This window comes from Achromobacter sp., from assembly GCF_050285585.1.
GTDB lineage: Bacteria > Pseudomonadota > Gammaproteobacteria > Burkholderiales > Burkholderiaceae_B > Achromobacter.
In genome coordinates this window covers 70,932-91,871 of the sequence record NZ_JBLZXF010000022.1, presented here as the reverse complement: position 1 = coordinate 91,871, position 20,940 = coordinate 70,932, and the positions used below count along the sequence as shown (strand labels likewise).

Annotated in this window: 30 protein-coding genes; 16 read left to right on the top strand and 14 right to left on the bottom strand. The window is 63.0% G+C overall.

Features of this window, described 5'->3' with window-relative positions; translation table 11 throughout:
* Positions 1-101: 101 nt before the first annotated feature.
* Positions 102-791, bottom strand: a complete 690-nt coding sequence (locus ACN6PJ_RS23075) for a hypothetical protein (protein ID WP_427998121.1) — start codon at positions 789-791, stop codon at positions 102-104.
* 255 nt (positions 792-1,046) lie between these two features.
* Between ACN6PJ_RS23075 and ACN6PJ_RS23070 the strand changes: the two genes are divergently transcribed.
* On the top strand, positions 1,047-1,442 hold the full coding sequence (locus ACN6PJ_RS23070) for a hypothetical protein (RefSeq protein WP_427998120.1): 396 nt from the start codon (positions 1,047-1,049) through the stop codon (positions 1,440-1,442).
* Between the two features lie 360 nt (positions 1,443-1,802).
* Here ACN6PJ_RS23070 and ACN6PJ_RS23065 read toward each other — a convergent pair whose 3' ends face one another.
* The 8 genes from ACN6PJ_RS23065 to ACN6PJ_RS23030 are packed head-to-tail and all read right to left on the bottom strand — an operon-like array spanning position 1,803 to position 5,618.
* The gene (locus tag ACN6PJ_RS23065; RefSeq protein ID WP_278738437.1) at positions 1,803-2,204 is read right to left on the bottom strand and encodes a hypothetical protein; all 402 of its coding nucleotides are present in this window, start codon (positions 2,202-2,204) and stop codon (positions 1,803-1,805) included.
* Complete coding sequence (locus tag ACN6PJ_RS23060) at positions 2,204-2,626, bottom strand: putative PDDEXK endonuclease (RefSeq protein WP_427978793.1); 423 nt, start codon at positions 2,624-2,626, stop codon at positions 2,204-2,206. The genes ACN6PJ_RS23065 and ACN6PJ_RS23060 overlap by 1 nt, the downstream gene beginning before the upstream one ends.
* A complete protein-coding gene (locus ACN6PJ_RS23055) occupies positions 2,623-3,381 on the bottom strand; it encodes a replication protein P (RefSeq protein WP_427998119.1) in 759 nt (252 codons plus the stop codon). Before ACN6PJ_RS23055 ends, ACN6PJ_RS23060 begins: the two co-directional genes overlap by 4 nt.
* Positions 3,353-4,198 carry a helix-turn-helix domain-containing protein gene (locus ACN6PJ_RS23050; RefSeq protein WP_427998118.1) on the bottom strand — a complete coding sequence of 282 codons (846 nt, stop codon included), beginning with the start codon at positions 4,196-4,198 and terminating at the stop codon, positions 3,353-3,355. The genes ACN6PJ_RS23055 and ACN6PJ_RS23050 overlap by 29 nt, the downstream gene beginning before the upstream one ends.
* Positions 4,195-4,677, bottom strand: a complete 483-nt coding sequence (locus ACN6PJ_RS23045) for a nuclease domain-containing protein (protein WP_427998117.1) — start codon at positions 4,675-4,677, stop codon at positions 4,195-4,197. Before ACN6PJ_RS23045 ends, ACN6PJ_RS23050 begins: the two co-directional genes overlap by 4 nt.
* Entirely contained in the window at positions 4,668-4,973 is a 306-nt protein-coding gene (locus tag ACN6PJ_RS23040) for a hypothetical protein (protein ID WP_278738432.1), read from the bottom strand. The genes ACN6PJ_RS23045 and ACN6PJ_RS23040 overlap by 10 nt, the downstream gene beginning before the upstream one ends.
* Positions 4,966-5,322 carry a hypothetical protein gene (locus tag ACN6PJ_RS23035; RefSeq protein WP_278738431.1) on the bottom strand — a complete coding sequence of 119 codons (357 nt, stop codon included), beginning with the start codon at positions 5,320-5,322 and terminating at the stop codon, positions 4,966-4,968. The genes ACN6PJ_RS23040 and ACN6PJ_RS23035 overlap by 8 nt, the downstream gene beginning before the upstream one ends.
* Entirely contained in the window at positions 5,304-5,618 is a 315-nt protein-coding gene (locus ACN6PJ_RS23030; RefSeq protein WP_278738430.1) for a CII family transcriptional regulator, read from the bottom strand. Before ACN6PJ_RS23030 ends, ACN6PJ_RS23035 begins: the two co-directional genes overlap by 19 nt.
* Before the next feature lie 38 nt (positions 5,619-5,656).
* Between ACN6PJ_RS23030 and ACN6PJ_RS23025 the strand changes: the two genes are divergently transcribed.
* Both ACN6PJ_RS23025 and ACN6PJ_RS23020 read left to right on the top strand, forming a co-directional pair.
* Positions 5,657-5,821, top strand: a complete 165-nt coding sequence (locus ACN6PJ_RS23025) for a hypothetical protein (RefSeq protein ID WP_278738429.1) — start codon at positions 5,657-5,659, stop codon at positions 5,819-5,821.
* A 154-nt stretch (positions 5,822-5,975) separates the two neighbouring features.
* Positions 5,976-6,182, top strand: coding sequence for an ECs_2282 family putative zinc-binding protein (locus ACN6PJ_RS23020; RefSeq protein ID WP_427998116.1), 207 nt, complete (start codon positions 5,976-5,978; stop codon positions 6,180-6,182).
* Between the two features lie 70 nt (positions 6,183-6,252).
* Here the strand turns inward: ACN6PJ_RS23020 and ACN6PJ_RS23015 are convergent, their stop codons facing one another.
* On the bottom strand, positions 6,253-6,450 hold the full coding sequence (locus ACN6PJ_RS23015) for a Cro/CI family transcriptional regulator (protein ID WP_427998115.1): 198 nt from the start codon (positions 6,448-6,450) through the stop codon (positions 6,253-6,255).
* An 86-nt stretch (positions 6,451-6,536) separates the two neighbouring features.
* Between ACN6PJ_RS23015 and ACN6PJ_RS23010 the strand changes: the two genes are divergently transcribed.
* Both ACN6PJ_RS23010 and ACN6PJ_RS23005 read left to right on the top strand, forming a co-directional pair.
* Positions 6,537-7,220 carry a LexA family protein gene (locus tag ACN6PJ_RS23010; RefSeq protein ID WP_062681412.1) on the top strand — a complete coding sequence of 228 codons (684 nt, stop codon included), beginning with the start codon at positions 6,537-6,539 and terminating at the stop codon, positions 7,218-7,220.
* A 653-nt stretch (positions 7,221-7,873) separates the two neighbouring features.
* On the top strand, positions 7,874-9,577 hold the full coding sequence (locus tag ACN6PJ_RS23005; protein ID WP_427998114.1) for an EAL domain-containing protein: 1,704 nt from the start codon (positions 7,874-7,876) through the stop codon (positions 9,575-9,577).
* Positions 9,578-9,829: 252 nt separating this feature from the next.
* On the opposite strand, the gene ACN6PJ_RS23000 is transcribed toward ACN6PJ_RS23005, so the two are convergent.
* Positions 9,830-10,039: a cold-shock protein gene (locus ACN6PJ_RS23000; RefSeq protein ID WP_056323411.1), complete on the bottom strand. Its 210-nt coding sequence runs from the start codon at positions 10,037-10,039 to the stop codon at positions 9,830-9,832.
* Positions 10,040-10,302: 263 nt separating this feature from the next.
* Between ACN6PJ_RS23000 and ACN6PJ_RS22995 the strand changes: the two genes are divergently transcribed.
* The 11 genes from ACN6PJ_RS22995 to ACN6PJ_RS22945 all read left to right on the top strand — a co-directional run bounded on the left by ACN6PJ_RS22995 (position 10,303) and on the right by ACN6PJ_RS22945 (position 17,044).
* Positions 10,303-10,431, top strand: a complete 129-nt coding sequence (locus tag ACN6PJ_RS22995; protein WP_254916449.1) for a hypothetical protein — start codon at positions 10,303-10,305, stop codon at positions 10,429-10,431.
* A complete protein-coding gene (locus tag ACN6PJ_RS22990) occupies positions 10,428-10,664 on the top strand; it encodes a hypothetical protein (RefSeq protein ID WP_427998113.1) in 237 nt (78 codons plus the stop codon). Before ACN6PJ_RS22995 ends, ACN6PJ_RS22990 begins: the two co-directional genes overlap by 4 nt.
* The gene (locus tag ACN6PJ_RS22985; RefSeq protein WP_088148159.1) at positions 10,661-10,939 is read left to right on the top strand and encodes a hypothetical protein; all 279 of its coding nucleotides are present in this window, start codon (positions 10,661-10,663) and stop codon (positions 10,937-10,939) included. The genes ACN6PJ_RS22990 and ACN6PJ_RS22985 overlap by 4 nt, the downstream gene beginning before the upstream one ends.
* Positions 10,936-11,301, top strand: a complete 366-nt coding sequence (locus ACN6PJ_RS22980; RefSeq protein ID WP_088148160.1) for a hypothetical protein — start codon at positions 10,936-10,938, stop codon at positions 11,299-11,301. Before ACN6PJ_RS22985 ends, ACN6PJ_RS22980 begins: the two co-directional genes overlap by 4 nt.
* A gap of 14 nt (positions 11,302-11,315) precedes the next feature.
* Positions 11,316-12,212: a recombination-associated protein RdgC gene (locus tag ACN6PJ_RS22975; protein ID WP_427998112.1), complete on the top strand. Its 897-nt coding sequence runs from the start codon at positions 11,316-11,318 to the stop codon at positions 12,210-12,212.
* Positions 12,213-12,227: 15 nt separating this feature from the next.
* Positions 12,228-13,025 carry a ParB/RepB/Spo0J family partition protein gene (locus ACN6PJ_RS22970; RefSeq protein ID WP_427998111.1) on the top strand — a complete coding sequence of 266 codons (798 nt, stop codon included), beginning with the start codon at positions 12,228-12,230 and terminating at the stop codon, positions 13,023-13,025.
* Positions 13,019-14,953: a DNA cytosine methyltransferase gene (locus ACN6PJ_RS22965; RefSeq protein ID WP_427998110.1), complete on the top strand. Its 1,935-nt coding sequence runs from the start codon at positions 13,019-13,021 to the stop codon at positions 14,951-14,953. Before ACN6PJ_RS22970 ends, ACN6PJ_RS22965 begins: the two co-directional genes overlap by 7 nt.
* Positions 14,950-15,504, top strand: a complete 555-nt coding sequence (locus tag ACN6PJ_RS22960; protein WP_427998109.1) for a hypothetical protein — start codon at positions 14,950-14,952, stop codon at positions 15,502-15,504. The genes ACN6PJ_RS22965 and ACN6PJ_RS22960 overlap by 4 nt, the downstream gene beginning before the upstream one ends.
* The gene (locus ACN6PJ_RS22955) at positions 15,494-15,808 is read left to right on the top strand and encodes a hypothetical protein (protein ID WP_421441748.1); all 315 of its coding nucleotides are present in this window, start codon (positions 15,494-15,496) and stop codon (positions 15,806-15,808) included. The genes ACN6PJ_RS22960 and ACN6PJ_RS22955 overlap by 11 nt, the downstream gene beginning before the upstream one ends.
* The gene (locus tag ACN6PJ_RS22950; RefSeq protein ID WP_421441745.1) at positions 15,808-16,050 is read left to right on the top strand and encodes a helix-turn-helix transcriptional regulator; all 243 of its coding nucleotides are present in this window, start codon (positions 15,808-15,810) and stop codon (positions 16,048-16,050) included. The genes ACN6PJ_RS22955 and ACN6PJ_RS22950 overlap by 1 nt, the downstream gene beginning before the upstream one ends.
* 292 nt (positions 16,051-16,342) lie before the next feature.
* Positions 16,343-17,044, top strand: coding sequence for a DUF3053 domain-containing protein (locus ACN6PJ_RS22945; RefSeq protein WP_427998125.1), 702 nt, complete (start codon positions 16,343-16,345; stop codon positions 17,042-17,044).
* A gap of 23 nt (positions 17,045-17,067) precedes the next feature.
* On the opposite strand, the gene ACN6PJ_RS22940 is transcribed toward ACN6PJ_RS22945, so the two are convergent.
* The 3 genes from ACN6PJ_RS22940 to ACN6PJ_RS22930 form a co-directional block, all read right to left on the bottom strand.
* Positions 17,068-18,540, bottom strand: coding sequence for a sensor domain-containing diguanylate cyclase (locus ACN6PJ_RS22940; protein WP_427998108.1), 1,473 nt, complete (start codon positions 18,538-18,540; stop codon positions 17,068-17,070).
* Positions 18,541-18,678: 138 nt separating this feature from the next.
* On the bottom strand, positions 18,679-18,909 hold the full coding sequence (locus tag ACN6PJ_RS22935; RefSeq protein WP_427998107.1) for a hypothetical protein: 231 nt from the start codon (positions 18,907-18,909) through the stop codon (positions 18,679-18,681).
* Positions 18,910-19,030: 121 nt separating this feature from the next.
* Complete coding sequence (locus ACN6PJ_RS22930; RefSeq protein WP_427998106.1) at positions 19,031-20,836, bottom strand: monovalent cation:proton antiporter-2 (CPA2) family protein; 1,806 nt, start codon at positions 20,834-20,836, stop codon at positions 19,031-19,033.
* Positions 20,837-20,940: the final 104 nt, after the last annotated feature.

Here is a 20,940-nt window from a genome sequence, read left to right as displayed (position 1 = left end):
CGGTGCGAACAGGTGCGAACACCTTTCACACCTTGGCGCTGGGCCCAAAACGCGGCGCGCAATGCCCGCGTTGCTTGCCCCCCCTAGAGGGGACCCATCCCCTACCTGGCCGTCTTCAGCGCCTGAGCCAGCGCGGCGTCGAAGTCGCGGGGGAAGTCCCTCTCCACGACCTCGCGCGCCGTTGCGCCGAAGTTCAGCTGCTTCTTGACGGGAAGCGCATCCCCGAAGCGGATCAATAGCTTCAGGCGCCCACCTCGGTTCTGTTGGCTTGCCAGCTGTCCAGTTGTCACCGCCTGGCGCCGCCCACCTGCCTTCACGCCACGCGCCTTCTTGGGCGCAACGCGCTGCCATACCCCGTTTACGGATTGGCCATTGCGCGTGCGTATCGAGCCTACATAGACATCCGGCCTAGCCTTCATGCGCCCCATAGAGGCACGAGGCAGGTTGCCGTAGCCATTCAGCCTCACCCCCTTGGGATTCAGCAGCGCCCGGCTGTTCAGCTTGTGGACGCCGCCGGTCTCATAGGGCAGCAGGTAGGCGGCCGCGATCTTCTTGATGTAGACCACCGCCACCGGTGACGACTTGCGGGCCTTGCTCACCCCGACAGACTTCTGCGTGAATGGCGTCGGGTTGTCGAAGGTCGTCTTGACGTTGGCCTGCTCGGCCGCCTGAACACGGGCCGCGGTCGCGTTGACGGCCTGCGCCATCGCAAACGGCAGCTGCTTGGCCGTGAATGCATCCAGGCGCCGCAGGACGGCTTTCAGGTTGGACGTGATTTTGATTTCAAGCATCTGCCCCTCCTGAAGGTACGAAGCGCGCCCCCGCCGCCGTTCCGCCGCTCGGTGTTGCGGGAGCGTCACGTGGCGCGCTGCTGGTGTTGTTACGGACACTTGCCAGCTTGTCCGGGCAATGGCGCATCGTTGTGACCGGAGCCCTGACGGTCGGAATGGCCGATGTGCGCCGACATGCGCTTTCGTTGGCACTTACGATTGAATCCGTTACCCTAATCTTCCGCCCGTTCAGTGGCCGGATCACTTGAGGAAGCAATGACGCCACCAGTTCAACGAGACCAGTCGGACGCCAATGAGATTTTGAAGGCGTTTGACCGCTTTGAAGCGGAATTCGACGCACTGTCGAATGACGCCAACCCTCACACTCTTGCCACGAGCGATGTTCCTCAACTACAGAAACGCCTGGCAGCCTTGAAAACAGCGATTAAGGAGGCGGCTAAGTTCGGCACTCTATCGGGAACTAAGCGTGATCAAACGGAGCTTGAGCGCTGTTTTTACGACCCAGCAGTGCGCAGTGCCGCGGCCAACTTCCGCCTTCCTACCAATAGCAACCCTCTAACCAAGAACTGGGCCAGCGAGCTGTATGATTCTCGGAGCGATATTTCGTACTATCGCTTCGGCCTCGCAAAGCTATTGAACCAAGAACCATAAAAAAAGCCCCTGGCGACAATTCCAGGGGCTACAAATATTCAGGGCGCAATGGCCCGCACGTATTGTCTCAAATGGTGTCTCAATTCTCCACCACCAGATGTCTCAATCCTGCGCACAGCGCCAACGAGGCGGGATGCTCCCTCCAGGCGTACGCGGATATTTCACCGCGCTGCGCCCCTGGTGTCGCGTGACGGACACTCCCCTGCTCCACAAGCTGACTGAGCGCTCGCAGCACACCCTTATGGACTCGCATTCGATCAGTCCCTTTTGCATTAGGTGCAATGTAGCGAATAATTTCGGCCATTCGAAACTCCCTCCCAGGGAACGGACTCAGCAGCTCGATGACTTCCCTCGCGTACTTCACTTGAACTCCCTCCGCACTCTTTCCTTCATCGTTCCCAACGCGATCTTGTAGTAGATCGGACCTATATCAAGCAGGCGACACGCCTTCGTCATCCGCTCTGACGCCGATAGACCGGCATACTCGTGTCGTCGCGGATACTCGGCCTGGACCACACGCTGCTCGACCAGCACCAGGCCGTCATACGCAGCCTGGACCCGCCGGGCGTGATCATGATTGACCGGGATGGGGCGCGGCTCTTCTTCCTCACCGTCGTCCCTCTCTTCGGTGGGGGCCAGGTAATTGCGCTCAGCGGACGCGCACTTGACGTTCGGATTCGGATGCGGCCATGCCCCTTGCCAGCACCACCGAGACCAGTTCCAAAGCTCGTCCTCCACCCAGCGCGGAAATCCCCTTTCCATTAGATGATTCCCGGGGAATAAGGTACTTTTGCGGGCAGCATCTCCCGCATCCATTGCATTGCTGCTTCCCATCCGAGGGTGACGGTGTGCCGCCCCCGGATGGGATAAATCTTCGGGTTCATGTGGTGCGCGTCCACCACCACGGATTCGCCGCGCGCTCCCGTCTGCCTGTAGATCAGCACCGGTACGCCTTCCGCGCCCGCCTGGTCCTGGGCCTGACGCCACCAAGCCGGCAGGCAAAGCGTGTTCGCGTGTTTGCATTCGACGCTTATCCGCGCAAATGCGGGCTCATCGGCCACAACGTCGCTATCACCCGCCTGATTGCGCACCCGGCGACGCCAGGTCGTGCCGGTCGCCTCCGTCAACAAGTTCGCCACCTTGCGTTCATAGGCCGCGCCCTTGTTCCGCTGCATCGCGCTCATGCCTGCGCCCCCTGGTCCACGCCCAGACGCAGCGCATTGCGCGCCATGGCAACGATCCCTGGCGAGTAGCGCTTGCCCTTCGGGTTCTCGGTTTCGGCAATCACCCGCTTCCACCCGCGCAGCGGATCACGGCCCGATTGATTCAGGATCGCGCCCGCCCCCATCGCCTCCAGCGCCTTGGCGGCCTCTGCCGGCGTAGCATGGGTCGCCCCCGGCGCAGGCAACGCGACGGCGGGCGCAGGGATGGCCGCCCATTCGCCCCGCCCCAGTTCGTCCGACAGGGCACGTTCCCAGCGCGACTGCATCACCGAGTACCCGCAGTTCAGCAAGTCATGGGATCCGACACGCACGGCGGCCCAGTACACGGCCGGATGGCTCCATTGCCCCATTTCCCCACGGCGGCGCGCAGTCATCCCCGCAACGGCATCGTGGAAAGCGTTTTCCGGAATCAGGCCCGGCCGGCACGCCTGGATGAACTCGCCCACGGCGGGCGGCCAGTCCGGGAACATGCGGCGGCAGGCTCGCAGCCCTTCAGCCACGTCGCGCGGCGTCAGCCCCTCTTCGTCGAACGCTTCCGCCCATGCCGACTTCCAATTCTCGATGCTTTGCATGTCGGGGAAGTCCTTCAGCCAGCGCCCCCCGTATGTGCCCGAGAGCCGGTTCCATAGGTGGTCGATCAGCGAAATGCCTTCCAGCTTCGCCAGCGGGACAGCCCAGGCGGAGCGCTCAGACGTCGATTGTGCGACCGTCGTCATAGTCGGGGCCTCCAGAGGTTCGATTGCGGTTTACGTAGTCGGTGGGATTGAACTTGCCGGGACGCGGCGCGCCCCCGGATGCGGTGCCGCTCGGTGCGAACAGGCCCTGCCAGCTTTTGCCGATGGCGTGCTCGATGACAGCTTCCGGCGTGTGGCCCTGCTGGCGGAAGTTCGCCAGGTCCTTGACCTGCTGCCGGGCGGCTTCTTCGGTCAGCGGCTTGCGAAGCTGTGCACGATGACGCGCCCAGCGCCCCCACAGTTCCGCATCCAGCCAATCAGGCAACTCCACGCACATGGGATCGAACCCCGGCGAGCGCTTGCGCGCGCCTGTGACGGTTCTTGATGGTTCTGACGGTTCTATGACGGTTATATGCGGGTGCAACCCGTTGCACCCTTTCGTGTCGTCGTTTGCACCCTTTACGTCGTCAGTTGCACCCTTTGTGTCGTGGTTTGCACCCTTTTCCGCCGCTTCAGGTGGTGCAAAATCTGCACCGTTTTCCAGTTCCGGATCCGCCGGCTTGAGGGATGCAAAATCTGCACCCTTTATCCAAGCCTCGGAAATCCGGTACTCGCGACGTTGATTGCGACCACCGTTACCCGCATTCACCAGGATCAACCAGCCGGCCTTCTCCATGCCGCGCAGCTGGTACTGAACGGCGCGCACCGATTGGCGGGTCTTCTCGGCCAGGGACGCGATGGACGGATAGATCCCCGTACCTTGATCGCTCGAATGGTCCGCCAACGCAAGCGCGAGGATCATCTCCCCGCCGCCGTTGGGATACCGCTCAAACACCATCCCCATGACTTTCACGCTCATGGCGACTCTCCATACAAGCTCAAATACCCAATCTCGGCCTCAAGGGGCCAGAGGCCCAGCACGATCAGGGACAAGCGGGTTTCTTGAAATCCAGCCTCCCACAGCGCGACCTTCTCCTCATAGGTCGCGCCAGTGGTGTTCTGGTCGATGTAGGCATGGCACGCCACGCAGCCCCAGGCGGTGGCCCAGTCGTGCGCCTTGAGCCAACCGGCCTTGCCGTGCCGGCTTTGGTTCGAATGGCAAGCCACAGTCGTATCCGTGCCGCCGATGCAGACATCGGGGATCTGGAGCTTGCAGGGCATGCCCTCTGCCAGGGCCAGCAAGGCCGGGTTGCGATACATGGTCTTGGTGGCACGCGGCTTGGCGCGGCGGCTAGGCATACGCTTTCCAGCGGCCTTCATGCCGGCGCGCTGGCGCATCGGGGCTCCGCGCTTCAGCGGCGTCTTCTGCTTGAGCGGCGTCCGGCGCATCAACGACATACCGCCCCCGTGGGCTTGCGGACGCGCCACCAGGCGGGAAGCTGCCAGGCGTTCACGCGCCGTTTGACCAGGCCGGCCCGAACTGCGTCGAACAGGAAGGCGCTGACCGCGCAGCGGGCGGCTTCGCTTCGCGTGGTGCTGGGCCAGGGGTTGACCGGCACTAGCGCCGGTTCGACAGCCTCCCGCAAGGCCCGGACATCGACCCGCCGCGGCGTCTCGATAATGGCCCGGCGGACCGCCTCCACCGTCTCCTGCGGCACACGGTAGCCCCTGAACATATGCAGGCAGTCAGCCATAGATGCCGCTCCACTTGACGAATGGCTTGCGGACGGCCTCATGGAACAAGGTCGCGGCCCCGGCGTTGTGATCCAGTTCCGCGCGGCTGGCGATCCCGCACATGTCGCGCACGTACTGCGCCGCGTGCTGGCTCGCGGACACGCCCTTAGGGGCGGCGCCGATGCGGGAAACAACCCACCGCTGAAACTTCGCGCCGTTGCACATCATTGCAGCCGCGCGCGACAGCGCCGCCCCCTTGCTCCCTGTGGGCGCGACACGCGCCCGCACGGGTACCCCAGAAGTCCCCCGCGTCCGCATGCTGCCCTCGCCTTGTGCTGGGCGGCGCGTCATCAGCTCTTTCGTTTCCATGTTTCCTGTCGCGCCTGTAGGTACTTGAATGCAAGACTTTCAATGGCCTGCTGCTCGCGCTGGTCGACCACGACCGCGTCACTCGGTGCCACCTGAAAGTCGATCGCGGCTAACAAGTGGCACACGCGCTCCACGTCTTCCTTCATGCGGCTGACAGTGCTCGCCGAGGTCCCCATGAAATCGGCTGCACGCTCCTGCGTCACGTCTGCAAGCCGCTGCAAGATTTCGCTATACAGGCGTGCACCGATCTTGCGGGTGCTTTCAACTTGGTCGGGTGATACTGCTTGCGTGTTCATCGTGTGCTTCCTTACGAACAAAGAGCGAGTGCTGATTCATGACCGAAACCGAAAAGCTGCTGAAGACTGCCCGCGACATTGCGGGGCGACACATGAAAGACCCGAGCGAAAGCGCCGTGATGGATCTGTTCCGTGAGCTGTGCGCCGAGCGCGAGCGCATGGACTGGGCTATGGAGGTTCAAAGCCCGGCGGGATTGCATTGATGGCCTACGCATCCAAGGGACCGATGACGATGGCGTCGGGCGCAGGTGGGGTTGCCGTGTCGCCGGGGACATGCTCATCCGCTACGGGGCGGCCTGCCCCAGACGGATATGATTGGCGTTCCTCAACACCAATCAATTCCGAAAGGGGCCGACCATGGGCGACACAATTACCCTGTCCTGCGCGAAGTGCGGAAGCAACGAATTCGACTATCCGGGCGGTGTCCAGGCGAATCTCAAGACCAGCGATACCATCACCTGCAAGGGTTGCGGCGCATCCGGCACCTATGGCTCCGCTATCGAGAGCGCGAAGAAGCAGGTCATGGATCAGATCAAAGGAAGCTTCGGGAAACTTTTCAAGTAAGCGGCCCATCAACGAGCCCAGGGCTTGCTCAGCCTGGGTACTATCAACGCGCAACGTCAACGCGAAACGGCTATGCATGGGAGGGCTCCGGCTTGCTGCATTCACTTGGAAGCCGCTTCCCAAGTCGAAGTGCGGCGCCGCTGACGCGATCCGCCCGAGTCTGATCCAGCTGCATCGGCCATTGCGAAATGGCTCCCCGCGTGAGCCCGAGGGCGCGCGCCAAGGCCGCGCCACTTCCGAATGCCCGAATCGCCTCTTGTTTAGTCATACGGCTTTTGCTCGATGATTTGGTTAGTGAACTAGACAAATGATATGGCAAGCACACTAAACATTCAAGCGGTTAATCTGCTAAACATGAGCACACTGCAAGAACGCCTTAGAGAGGCGCTCGCCGATTCCCAAATATCTCAATCGGAACTTGCCCGCCGCGTCGGACTGTCGCGAGGGGCGGTTTCGTTTTGGTTCAACGGGGTCACGAAAGAACTGACCGCCGATAACCTTTTGGCGGCGGCGCAAGCTCTGGGAGTGAATCCGATCTGGCTGGGCAGCGGTAAGGGGTCCAAGAAGCCAGGTGCTGCACTTCTGTCACCCGATTTTGATAGCAACGTGGTCCCCTCATCCATAGGATCGAGGCGTGTACCACTCATAAACTACGTTCAGGCCGGCGAACTTACTGAGATAGGCGCCGCCTTCTCGGGAGAAGCCTTGGAATACCTGCTAACCGACATGGATCTGTCGGAACACGCATTCGCACTTGAAATTGCGGGAATGTCTATGTTCCCTGACTTCAAGCCGGGGGACCGGATCATCGTAGACCAGGAAGTGTGCCCGCAGCCTGGGGATTTCGTAGTTGCGCGCAATGGCGGCTACGAAGCGACCTTCAAGAAGTACCGCCCCCGTGGCATTGACGACAATGGGAACGACGTGTTTGAACTCGTTCCCCTCAATGAGGACTTCCCGACGCTGTACAGCAGGCAAGAACCGCTCATCATCATTGGCACCATGATGGAACACCGGCGCTACTACCGCCGGGGATAGCAAGCCAGCTATACAAAAACCGACCGCCCAAGAGGCGGTTTTTTTTCGCCCTGCGCAGCCGGCTAGACACTTTCAACCCCGCAAATGATTAGTTCACTTGACATTCATTCCGCCTGATATGTATAGTGCACTTAACGCCATGCATATGGCTGCTTCACCCCACGGACCCGCAGCCAGCAGTCAGGGCATCGCCTCAAGCGGGAGACGTTACCGCCACAAAGTCGGAATGGGGAAGGCGAGCACCGCTCTTTAACAACCAGCCGCCGATGTTGCTCGCGCCACCTGTGGGGCGTTCGTCCGGCTCAATCGCACCTGCGGGCATGGCCGCAGCTCTGCGCGGTGCCCCTGCCGTATCCAGCCCGCCATAGCGCGGTCCACGGGTCAACAGGGTGAGGCGTAGACGGCCAAGAACAGAAACGGTCACGCCGGATGGAATGCCGGCAACCCGATTCCGCTGAAAAGCGGGTTTCGGCAAGTGCTGCGAGTCAGCACTTGCCAAAGCAGAGCGGCCTACCGTAGCGCATTCAGTTCGGCATTGAACGGGGGCTAGGACAGCCGATTTTTGAGCACCGCTAAAGGTGATTAAAATTCTCAGACCCACATGTTTCGCGCCAGGGACGACTCTTAGGTCCAACGCGAACAGAGGTCAGAATATGGAACGACATACCGCCCATCGTCATGCTCGCCCAACAGATGTCGGTGCCCGGCACCCTGCTCCGGCACACCTTGAGGAAATTCTTGATAGCCTGAGCGACGGATTCATGTCGATAGACAGATCTTGGCGTTTCACCTATCTCAACAAGACGGCTGAACGGTACTTGCAGCAGCAGAGAGAAAATCTGCTGGGACGCGGGATATGGCAGTGCTACCCAGACCTAGTGAATTCCGGCTACTACACGACCTATCAGCAAACAGCCGCAACCGGGCTCCCTGGACGCCACACTGCCTATTACGCCCCGCTGGACACTTGGTTTGAAGCTCGCTCATTTCGTCATGATGACGGGATTACAGTGCTTTTCCGAGACGTCACGCGAGAGCGTCAGCACGCAGCGCAATTGGAATTTGAGGCTAGTCACGATTTTCTGACAGGCCTGGCAAACCGACGCAAGTGCATGGAAATGCTATCGGTCGCCGCCTCGGAGGCAGTTCCGCCGAGCACATCAAACGATGCTTCGCTCGCCGTGCTGTTTATCGACTTGGACCATCTCAAGGAAGTTAACGACGCGTTCGGCCATACTGTCGGCGATGCCCTTTTGCGCGCTTTTTCGAACCGGCTACGCACAGTTCTCGGCCCTGCTGTCTTCGCCGCGCGCGTGGGCGGCGACGAATTCGTCCTCTTGTTACGCAATACCACCAGGAGCGCCGCCGAAGCATGCGCACACTCGGTGCTCGGCGAGCTTGCGACGCCGTTCAAAGTTTGCGGCAGAACAATCTCCCTGTCGGCGAGTATTGGCGTCGCGCTCTTGAGACAAGCTCGTGAATCAGCCGAGGATCTGCTGAGCCATGCCGATGCGGCGATGTATGCGGCGAAGTCCGCTGGCGGGCTTCAAGTGCGCACCTACGACACCGCACTCGACCGAGGCATGCGCGACCGGGTCGCTATACGGACGGATCTCCGGGCGGCGTTTGCGGAGAACCAGTTCGAGCTTCACTTCCAACCTCAAATAGCCATCGAGGACTCCACCATAATCGGTGCTGAGGCCTTACTTCGCTGGCGTCACCCAGAGCGCGGCTTGCTGACGCCTTACTCGTTCTTGGCCCTCCTTCTTGAATCACAGTACGAAGGCACTCTCGTCGATTGGCTGCTCAATGCAGTTTGCCAACATATCGGGGCATGGCAACGGGCGGGGGTGCCTGTACCGCCTATCAGCTTAAATCTGTCGGCTCGACAACTTCTAGATGAGGGACTGACAGATAGGATTCTCCGTATCGCGCGCAGGCACAGCGTTTCACCCTCCATGCTCCATATTGAAATTACGGAAGACTGTCTTGTGACCGACATCGAAAAGGCGATATCGGCACTTGACGCCCTCAAGCAAGCCGGCCTGTCTATGTCGCTTGACGATTTCGGGGCGGGATACTCCAGTCTCAGCTACTTGGTCCGACTTCCTGTCGACACCCTCAAGATCGATAAGTCCTTTGTTCGAGGGCTGGCAACGTCCGGGAAGGCCTCGGCGGTCATTCGAGGCATTGTCGGTCTAGCTCGTTCCCTGGGCATGAAAATCATCGCCGAAGGCGTCGAGACCGAGCATCAGGCAACTGAGTTGAAGGACGCCGGATGCGACGCCATCCAGGGTTACTTGGTTGCCCGTCCCTTGAGTGCCGATGACTTTGTCAGATTTATGTTGCGGATGTGAACGCGCTGTGCGGAGCCATGCCGGGATCAGCGCCGGCCACCATCAACCACCTAACCCTATCACGGAGCAATGCCATGCTCGAAGCACTCGTACGCTTCATTGAAGAACTGATCGACGTCCTGAACTTCGGCAACACCATCAGCAAGTAGTTTTCGGTCGCCCAAAGCCAAAGGGCCGAATCCCCTGTTTCAAAGGATTCGGCCCCACTTGCTAGGTGCCAACTCGCTTGCCGCAGGGCAAGCCAGCCAGTTCTTAAATCGGTTTGATCATTGTCGCCTGAGGACCTTTCTGTCCTTGGCCGGCGACGAACGACACACGCTGGTTCTCTTCAAGAGACTTGTGGCCACTACCCTGAATCTCAGAGTAATGCGCGAAGAGGTCTTTACCGCCCAGCTCCGGCATGATGAAGCCGAAGCCTTTGTCGTTGTTGAACCACTTCACAATACCAGTTTCAATCTTCAATGTAAGTCCTTGATGTGCAGGGAAAAGTATCCCTGCGCGCACTATGGACTCATTGGCACCACAAAGATATCGCTGTTGCAAAAAGACACATATCCGGGAGTGCCATGTGAGGAAGCCGAATTCCTGTAGCCCTCATCTAAAGGCGGCTTCGGAGAGCGGGCCGGCGCCGCCACGTCACCGGCGCTGAAAGTGACTTTCAGGACACACCGGGCCTTCCGGCCCGCTCTCCAAAGCCAACCACCGCGCACCCCGCGCAAATCCCCATGCCCTCAACTATCCCCGCCATCTGGTGGGGCCTGGCGCTGCTCGCCCTGGTGGCGGTGGCCCTGGTCCCCATCGGCGACTACTTCACCCGCCGCCACGCTGCGGCCGATCCCTGGAACCCGACATGAACACCATCAGCGCAAGCGCGCCCCCGGCCCGCATCCGCCCCCTGGCCCTGGGCGCCAAGGTCTGCCGCAAGCTGGGCGGCCTGATCGCCCCCCGCGACCACGCAGGCAAGGGCAACTGGGACACGAACGCGGATATCCCGCCTCTGGTGGCGTGGTGTGCCGGCCTGGGCTTTTCGGCATTCCTTCTCTTCGGCCAGCAGGTTCTTGGCTGGCTCCTTCGCATCATCGTATGAACGGAATTGATTTCATCCTGCGCGATATCGCCGGGTGGATGCCACCCGTTCCGCTGCCGCGCCGCCGCCTCCGGTGGAGCGATCCCAAGGCCGAGCCCATCAGGCCCGAAGAAATCGAATTTATCCGAGCCGCGCGCGGCCGGCTTTCCACCTACGACCTGGGCGAGTGCTACGGCGTTTCGCCCCAAACCATCAGCAATATCTGGGCCGGTCGCTGTTCCGCTGGCCTCTCCCCGCGCCCCGCGCGCCCCCGAGCCAAAAGGAAGCAGAAATGAGCGCATTTTGCGTTTTCGGCATGACCGAGCCTATCGCCCGCAAGGCGGCTGCGAAGGCCTGGGAAAAGCACCTTGCCACGATGACCAAGGAAGTCCGCGCCTGCCTTACGGATAAGGACGAGGCCGACTGGATCGCCGTCAAAACGGAATATCTGCTGGCGAAAGCCAAGCCGGTCCAGGTCTCCGGCGCATTCGACGCCCCCCAGTTTGCCCGCGACTACATCACGCTTTCCCAGCGCATGCACCGCACCTCCCGCCTCCAAATCATGGCGCGCGGCGAGAAGCGGGACGCCAACGGCGCTCCCGTCATCAGCAAAGCCACCAAGAAACCCATGATCGGCTGGGTTCCCCATTCCATCTAAAAGGCAATTCCCCCATGTGGTTCAAGAACCTGAAGATTTACCGCCTGTCCGCCGCCTGGCCCCTGTTCGGTGACGATCTGGAAGCCGCCCTGGCCCGCCAGGCCTACCAGCCGGGCAACAACCTGGAAATGCAGTGCATCGGCTGGGTCCCACCGCGGGAAGGCGGTGGACTGGCCTACGCGGTGGGCGGACAGATTCTGCTGACGCTGCGCGCCGGCAAGAAGCTCCTCCCGTCCACCGTCATCAACCAGGTCGCCAAGGCGCGCGCCCAGGAAATCGAAGAGCAGCAAGGCCACAAGCCCGGCCGCAAGCAGATGAAGGAAATCAAGGAGCGCGTCATCGACGAACTCCTGCCGCGTGCCTTCAGCGTGTACCGCGATACCCGCGTATGGATCGACCCGCGCAACCGCTGGCTGGTGATCGACGCCGCGGCTTCTTCCAAGGCTGACGAAGTCATCGGCCTGCTGGCCAAGTGCATCGATCCCTTCCCGCTGGAAAACCTGTACGTGGCGCAATCGCCCGCCTCGGCCATGACCGGCTGGCTGGCCGAAGACGAAGCGCCGTCGAATTTCTCCATCGACCAGGACACCGAACTGCGCTCGTCGGGTGAAAGCGGCGCGGCCATCCGCTACGTCAAGCACTCCATCGACGCCGACGACGCCCGCCGACACATCCAGTCCGGCAAGCAATGCACCCGCCTCGCTATGACCTGGGCTGACCGCGTGTCCTTCGTGCTGACCGACGGCCTGGATATCAAACGCGTTGCGCCCCTCGACGTGCTGAAGGAAGGCAGCGAGGCCATGCAGACCGATGACGCGAAATTCGATTCGGACATGACCCTGATGGCCGGCGAGCTCGCAAAGCTGCTCGCCGAGGTGGTGGACGCCCTCGGCGGCGAAAAGCGAATTTGATCACCAGGAACCGACATGGCAAAGAAATCCAAGGACGTATACGGCGCGGACGGTCAAAGCAATCTGCTGAACTTCGACCCCGACAAGCTCACCCTCGTTACCGACGAATCCAGCCCGCTCTATGACCCGCGCGTGCATCTCCCGGTGGATGAGGCGATGGCCCGCAATATTGACTTTCAGGGCGTGCTGGAGCCTGTTGGGGTATCCAAGAACCCCGAGACTGGCGAAACCGAAGTCGTTTTCGGGCGCCAGCGCGTCAAGGCGGCCCGCCTAGCCAACCAATGGCGGCGCGAGCGCGGTGTTGCCGAGCGCCAGGTTCCCGGTGTTGTCTACGCCGGCAAACGACAGGACGCATTGGATGCAATCGTCAGCGAGAACGAGGCTCGCACCGCCGACAGCCCCCTCGGTCGCGCCGAGAAGATGCGCCGCCATTTGGCCCTCGGCCGTGGCGAAGACCAGATCGCCGTCATCTACAACTGCACCGTAATCACGGTACGAGACACCCTGGCGCTACTCGATAGCCCCAAGGCCGTGCAGAACGCCGTCGAGAGCGGACAGATCACGCTGACCCATGCCAAGGCCCTGGGGAAGCTGACACCCGAAGAGCAGCGCGCCAAGGTGGCCGAACTGATCGCCGCCGGCAAGGGCGCAACGCCGCACGAGCGCAGCCGCAAGCAGGCCGCCGTTATGGGCGAAGCGCCCCGAGTGAAGTCCCGAAAGCAGATCCTGGCCGCCCTTGAGCAGGCCCAGGGCGACTATGCCGCCGCCCTCCGCTGGGTGCTGGGCGAAGATCAAGGAGCAACCGCATGTTGAGTCCGCAGCTCGTTCTCGGCATTTCCGCGAAGCTGGTCGTCGACATCTTCGCGGGCGGCGGCGGGTGGTCCACCGCCTACGAACAGGCCACAGGCCAACACGTGCATATCGCGATCAACCACAACCCCGACGCCCTGAGCATGCATGAGGTCAATCACCCGCAGGCCAGGCACTACATCGCCGACGTGTGGGAGGTTTGCCCGCGCCAGGCCACCGGCGGCCTGCCGGTCGGCTGGCTGCACCTGTCCCCGGACTGCACTGACCACAGCCAAGCCAAAGGCGGCCAACCTCGCCGGAAGAACATCCGCGCCCTGGCTTGGGTCACGGTGCGCTGGGCCGGCACCGTCAAACCCGACATCATCAGCCTGGAGAACGTGGTCCAGATCCTGAAGTGGGGCCGGTTGGTCGCCAAGCGCTGCCCGGACACCGGCCGGGTCGTCACGCTAGACATGGTGCCGGACGCCAGCGGTCGAATGGTGAATCGGGTGGCGGATCCTGGCGAGCGCGTGCCCGTGCAAGAGCAATACTTGGTTCCCGACCCCAAGCAGCAGGGCAGGCATTGGCAGCGACTGGTGGCGATCCTGCGCGGCCAGGGGTACGCCGTGGAATGGCGTGAACTGAACGCTGCCGACTACGGCGCTGGCACGACCCGTACGCGTTTGTTCATGATGGCGCGTCGCGACGGCCTGCCCATCGTGTGGCCTCAGGCCACACACTTCAAGAACCCGGTCAAGGGCCAGAAGCGTTGGCGAGCGGCCGCAGACGGAATCGATTGGACGATCGAGGGGCGGAGCATTTTCAACCGCACGCGCCCCCTGGCGGACGCCACCATGCGGCGAATCGCACGCGGCATGAAGCGCTACGTCTTGGATAGCGCGGATCCGTTCATCGTTCCCATCGCCAATTGGAGCCGCGACGGCTCGCACTCGGCCCGCCAGCCGATCAGCACCGTTACGGCAAAGCCCCGAGGCGGATCCCATGCCGTTGTCGCACCGGTGCTTGCCGGCGTTGGCGGCCGCGCCGGGCAAAGCCAACCTCGGCCCGCCGACGAGCCCCACTACACCATCACCCGAAAAGGTGACAGCGCCGTCATGGCGCCAGTGCTGGTGCAGGCCGGTTACGGCGAGCGCGACGGCCAGGCTCCGCGTTGCCTTGATCACCAGCAGCCGCTGGGGGTCGTCACGGCGGGAGGTATCAAGCACGCGGTAGCGAGCAGTTTCATGGTTCAGGCCAACGGCGGCTACAACGCAACGCCGGCCCACGATCTGCGCCGGGCAGCCTCCACGATCACGAACACCGGTAGCCAGCAACAGCTGATCACGGCGCATCTGGTCACGAACACCAGCGGTCACGCCGGCCGGCGAATGGACGAAGCGGTTCCGACCATCGCCACCGGCGGCCATCACGGCCTGGTGGCGGCACATCTCACCGCGTTCCGCTCCGGCGCCACCGGTTCGGATGCACAGCAGCCCGCCCCGACCTTTACCGCCGGCGGCAAGCCGCAGCGACCCAGCACCGGCAACGTCCATGGCGTTCTGGAATACGACCTGTCGCCCGACGATGAAGCCGGCGCCCTCCAGGTCGCCGCATTCCTGATGCGCTACTACGGCGAGGGCGGTCAATTGGGCGATCTGCGCGACCCGGCCAGCACGCTCACCACCCGGGACCGCCTTGCGTTGGTCACCGTACACATCCAGGGCACGCCCTATGTCGTCGTCGATATCCGCCTCCGGATGCTGACGCCCGCCGAACTGTACGACCTACAGGGATTCCCCCGGGAATACATCATCACTCGCGGGCACGACGGCCGCGAGTTCACCAAATCCCAGCAAGTGCATATGGTCGGCAACAGCGTCAGTCCGCCCCCGGCTGTCGCGCTGATAGCCACGAACGCACCGCGCGAACTTCTTATGAGGATGGCAGCATGAACGCCCCCAAGCCCACCACCGCCCCCGATGAAGCGCTCAGCAGCCTCCTGGGCGCCGCCCTGGGTTCGCCTGACACCTCCCGGCCTGCCGCAGTGCAGACGCCGCCCTATGGCTCCCCTTACGACGTGGCCCAGCGCATCAGGGACTACATCGGCAGGCATGGGCGCGAGAACACCGCCACGCTACTGCTGTACGAGGCCATGAACGCCCTGCGTCGACCAGCTCCCGATGCTGGCGATAGGACCGCAGCCGCGCGCGATGTGCTGGCGGAGCGCCAACGGCAAATCGAAGTGGAAGGTATGAAGAACGAAGTGGACGACAACTACAAAACCGAACAGTTGCCGTGCGCCGCCGCCTCGTACATCCTGCATGGCCTCGCCGAGGAGCCGCCCGCGATCTGGCCCTGGACACGTGAATGGTGGAAACCTCGCGACGCCCGTTCCAACTACGTGCGAGCCTGCGCCCTGATTCTCGCCGAGATAGAGCGCCTGGACCGCGCCGCCCTGTCCCCGCAACCGGGAGCGCGGAAGGAGCAGAGCGATGCAAACTGACCGCGAATTGCTCAAGCTGGCGGCGAAGGCGGCCGGCTACCGGGAATTCCAATATTGCGAGACGTCGGGTAGTTGGCAGGCGATCTATGTCGACGACGACGGCATCGGCTTCTGGATGCCGCTGACCGACGACGGCGACAATCGCCGCCTCCAGATCAAGCTACGCCTGGGTTTGGTGCCGCTGGATGGCGGAGGCTGGGATTGCATCACCTGGAACCATGACGAGGAGATCACCTTGGCCACGGACATTGACCCGAATCGGGCCATCGTCCGCGCTGCTGCTGAAATTGGGAGAGCGCAGTAATGGCACACGCAGCCCAACACCAAGCACCGGCCGCGGTGCCGAAACTAATCTATCGGGTGCATGAAGCGACCGAGGCCCTAGGCCTGTCGGTGGCGACGATCTACCGGATGTGCAGCCGCGGCGAGCTGGTAAAAAGGAAGATCGGCACAACCCGGGCGGTCGGGATCACGGCCGAGTCAGTGAATGCTATGCTGGCCCGCATGGCGGCATCGGCCGACGAGGACGAGCCCAGCAACCCATAAGTGGGTAGCTAAATGGGTAGCCAGGGGCAGAACGAACAACAAAATCTCACCGCCAACCCGCATGAATAAAGGCTTTCGCCTTTTATACCCGGGCAATACGACATCATTCTCGTCTAGCCCTAACAGGTGCGCCCCAGGAATTCACGTCATTGTGTATGAATTGTGTGTCTTAACAATTCGTTTGCAATGAAATTTGAAACCAATGGCGACGAAACGGACGAGCCGATAAGCTGCGGGCGCTTTGCGGGCGATGGCCTGCATGCGCCCATTCTTTTGCTTTCGGAGGTCAATGATGAAGTCCCTATTCCGTCCGTTCCTGGTGCTGGCCGCCGCGCTGCCGATTCTGCTGGCCGCCTGCGGCGACAAGGAGCCCGAACAGCGTGCCGCGTTCACGCAGTTCCTGCAGACCCGCATCGTGGACAAGCCCGGCGTGCGCGTGCCGAAGCTGACGGACGAGGAGAAGAAGTCCTTTGGCGACTATGCGGCCCACTACGCTGTCATCACCGACTTCAACGCCGGCATGGACGCGTCCGTGAAGCCGCTGTCCGGCATCATGCAGAAAGGCGCGGTGCGCTCGCTGAACGACGTCGTGGCCCGCCGCGACGACATCAAGGCGGTACAGGTTTCGCTGAACGAAATGGGCACGGCGCTGAAGGCGGAACAAGCCAAGGCCGACGCCGCGCATGCGCAGCTCAAGCAGCCGGAAGACCTCAAGGCCGTGTACGACAAGGCTTATGAAAAGACCGTCAGCCTGCCGGCCGATACCTTCCGCGACACGCTGCCCCAATTGAACGCGACGTTCGACGCCAGCCTGAAGATCGCCGACTACGTCGCCGCGCATGCCGCGCAGATCGATATGTCCGGCCCGGTCGTCAAGGTGCAGGACCCGGCCGTGCAAGCCGAACTGAACAAGCTGCTGCAGGACCTGAACGCGCAAGCGAAGAACGTGCAGCAGGCGCAGACGCGCATGCAGGCCGTCATGGTCGGCCGCTAAGCGGCCTGGGCCCGGCCGGCCGCTCATCCACCGGCCACCGCCACGCGGTTGCGGCCCGCTTCCTTGGCCTGGTAGAGGGCGGCGTCGGCCGCTTCGATCAGGCCGGCCTCGGTATCCTCGGCCAGCGGTATCGCGGTCGCTACGCCGACACTGACCGTCACGATGCCCGCCCCGTTGTCTTCGTGCGGCACGCGCAAGCCTGCAATGGCCTGACGGATGCCTTCGGCGATCGCCTCCGCGTGCTGCCGGCGGGTATCGGGCAGCAGCACCACGAACTCCTCGCCCCCGTAGCGCGCCGCCAGGTCCCGCGGACGCCGGGCCTTCTGTTTGAGCACGAGCGCCAGCACCTTCAGCAATTCATCGCCTTCCTGGTGGCCGTAGCGATCGTTGTACCGTTTGAAGTGGTCCGCATCCAGGAAGAGCAGCGATAGCGGCGCGCGCTCGCGGCGCGCGTCCAGCCATTCGCGCGCCAGCGCCTCGTCGAACGCGCGGCGATTCGGCATGCCGGTAAGCCCGTCCGTCTGCGCCTGAGCCTCCAGCCGCGCCTCGACCGCCCGCCTCAGGCTCATCTCGCGGCGAAACAACACGATCAAAGCCACCACCGACAGGAACAGCGCGCCGGTGACCGGCACGACCAGCAGGGCGCGGCGCACCCAGGGCGCAAGCACCTCGTCGACGTCCATCGCAACATCCAGGATCAGCGGCGTGCCCGCGATGGTGGCGAACGTGTAGAGGCGATTTACGCCGTCCGGCGACAGCACGCCCACGAAGGAACCTTCGCGGCGGATCAGGAACTGCTGGAAATCCAGGGCCATGCCGATGTCGCTGCCCAGGTCCGACAGGGAGTAGGGATTGCGCAACAGCACTTCCCCGTCGTTGCGGAAGATGGCGATCTCGTCCCTCTCGCCGATGGACAGCTCGGCGAAGCGATCGCGGAAATAGGCCAGACGCAGCGAGCCCCCCACGATGCCTGCGAAGCTGCCGTCCGGATTGGACAGGCGCCGGCTGATGGCGATGCTTTCGTCTCCGCCGCGCATGCGGCTGTGATACGGCTTGCTGACATACAGGCCGACGTCGTCGGCGTCGCGGTGCACCTGGAAAAAATCCCGATCCGCGAAGTTCATCGCCGGCGGATCCAGCGCCCCGGAGTGATAGCGGATGTTGCCGTCCTTATCCACCACCACGATCGCGCCCAGGTACTGCGCCGTGGACGAGCGGTCGAACAGGAAGCGATGCTGCGTTGCGCGCTCGACCCGCTCCATGTCGGGTTCGCCCAGGCGCTCTATCACCCCTTGCAGCGACAGGTCGTAGAGATGCACGGTGCGGCTGATGTCTCCGGACAACACCCCCGTGATGTTCCGGGCGGACACATGCGCGGCTTCCCAGGTGACGCGCCGGTCGATCCAGAGCAGCGCGATGGCCGCGGCGCAAATGCCGACCGCGAGCAGCACCGCCAATGCATACAAGGCATGATGAACAAGCCTGCGAGACTTCAATACGGCGCTCCTGCGCAAGGGACGTCGGGGTGTCGCAGCCCACGGCTAATGGAAATTCATCCTGCCGATAATGCCGATCCGCGGCCCGGCACGCAAGGTCCGGCGCAAAAAAAAGGGACACACTGCGTGGCAGAGCCCTCAGGATGCCGCGACCGCCGCGATGCGGAAGGGAAAGGCCTTGGCGCCCCGGGCCCTGTCGGTCTCGCGGTGCGCGCCGATCGACCATGCGGGCCCCGTTCCGCCGGTCTGCGAGAGCAACCGGCGCATGGAGCCCGCGGAAAACCCGCAGCGCAAGGCCGAGGCCTGACGCCGGGCCAGCTCTATACCCACAGCTTGCGGCGTCGTGGAAATCCGATCCGATTGCAGCATGGCAGTCCCCTGGCAATAGCTCTTCATGGACGAAGAGTCTGTGCGGATTAATCTACCTTAGTCACCGGCGCTTGAGCGTGAAATGATGCGTAACGTAAAGCAAATAAAAGGAAATATTGGCCTATGCCTGCGGGCTGGGCGCCATTTCGGCGGTCTCGCGGTCGGGCTTGTCGTTCTTGCCGTCGGGCGCGCTGCTCATATTGCCGTACAGTAGCGACCGGCCCGCGAACAGCCCGCCCGCCACCTCCAGTTCGAAACGTTCGGTATCGCGCTTGCGAACGTCTTGCGCCACCTCGGCGGCCTCGTCCGCCGGCACCCCGACCACGCGCAGCGCGGCCTCGCCGAACGCCAGCGCCGATTCCAGGGTTTCGCGCACCTGGTAGTCCACCCCTTCCTTGGCCAGCGCCAGCGAATGAATGCGGTCATAGGCCCGCACCGCCACCTTGACTAGCGGGAATTCGGCCTTGACCAGCTTGACCATGTGATTGACCGACCTAGGATTGTCGATGCAGATGAGGATGACGCAGGCGTTCTCCGCACCCGCGGTGCGCAACATGTCGACGCGGGTGCCGTCGCCGTAATAGACCTTGACGCCCCATTTGGCCGCGGCCCGGATCGCGTCGGTATCGGTATCCAGGATGGAGACTTTCAGGTCCCGCGCCAGCATCGCCTGGGTCACGATCTGGCCGAAACGGCCGAATCCCACGATGAGCACGCAGCCGTCCAGATCCTTGGCCACGTCCACGCCCTCCATCGATGGCGTTGGCTTGGGCAGCAGCCAGCGCAGCGCGAGCACGCATAGCGGCGTGAAAGCCATCGAAATGATGACGACCGCGGTCAGCACGGCGCCGGTGTGCGCATCGAATATGCCGGCGGTGGCCGCCGCCCCGTACAGCACGAAGGCGAATTCGCCTCCCTGCGCCAGCAGCGCGGCGCGGGTCATGGCCTCGGCGTGGGTGGCGCGCAGCGCTCTCGCCACTACGTACACGCCCGCGGATTTCACCAGCATGAACACGATGACCGCCGCCAGGATGAGCGGCCATTCACGGACGACGGCGGACAGGTCCAGCGACATGCCCACGCCCAGGAAGAACAAGCCCAGAAGAATGCCGCGAAAGGGTTCGACTTCCGCCTCGAGCTGATGGCGGAAGGTGGACTCGGACAGCAGGACGCCAGCCAGGAAAGCCCCCATGGCCATGGACAGCCCCCCGAGTTCCATCAGCAGCGCCGCCCCCAGCACCACCAGCAGCGCGGCGGCGGTCATGACCTCGCGGGCGTGCGCCGCCGCAAGCAGGCGAAAGAGCGGGTTGAGCAGCCATCGGCCGGCCGCAAGCAGCGCCAGTATGCATCCCACGGCGATGGCCGCCTGCAGCCACGGATCGCCGTGCTGGACCCCGCCCGCCGGCGCCAGCAGGCTGGCCAGGGCCAGCAAGGGAACGATGGCCAGGTCTTCCAGGAGGAGGATCGACACGATGCGCTGCCCTGGCCCGCTGGCGGCCTCGCCGCGCTCGGCCAGTATCTGCATGACGATCGCGGTGGACGACAGCACGAAGCCCATCGCGGCCATGAAGGCCGCCGGGCCGGACAGGCCGGCCAGCAGGCCGACGCCGGTCAGCAGCGCGCCGCAGGCGAGCACCTGCGCCACGCCCAGGCCGAAGATCTCGCCCCGCAGCTTCCAGAGACGCGACGGCTGCATTTCCAGCCCGATGATGAACAGGAACATCACGACGCCCAGCTCGGCGACGTGCAGGATGGATTTGGGGTCGGAAAAAAGCCCCATGCCGAAGGGACCGATGGCCAATCCGGCGGCAAGATAGCCTAGGACCGATCCCAAGCCCAGGCGCTTGAACAACGGAACCGCGACAACGGCGGCTCCCAGCAGGACGACGACGTTGACGAGCTGATTGCCTTCGGAAGGCAGGGACATGGAGCGCTCCTGGATGCACGGCGGGCCGCGACGCCTTGGGAGCCGCCGACCTTGCGCCATTTTCCGGCAATCCGGCGGATTGGCAATCCGGAAATGCGACAGGA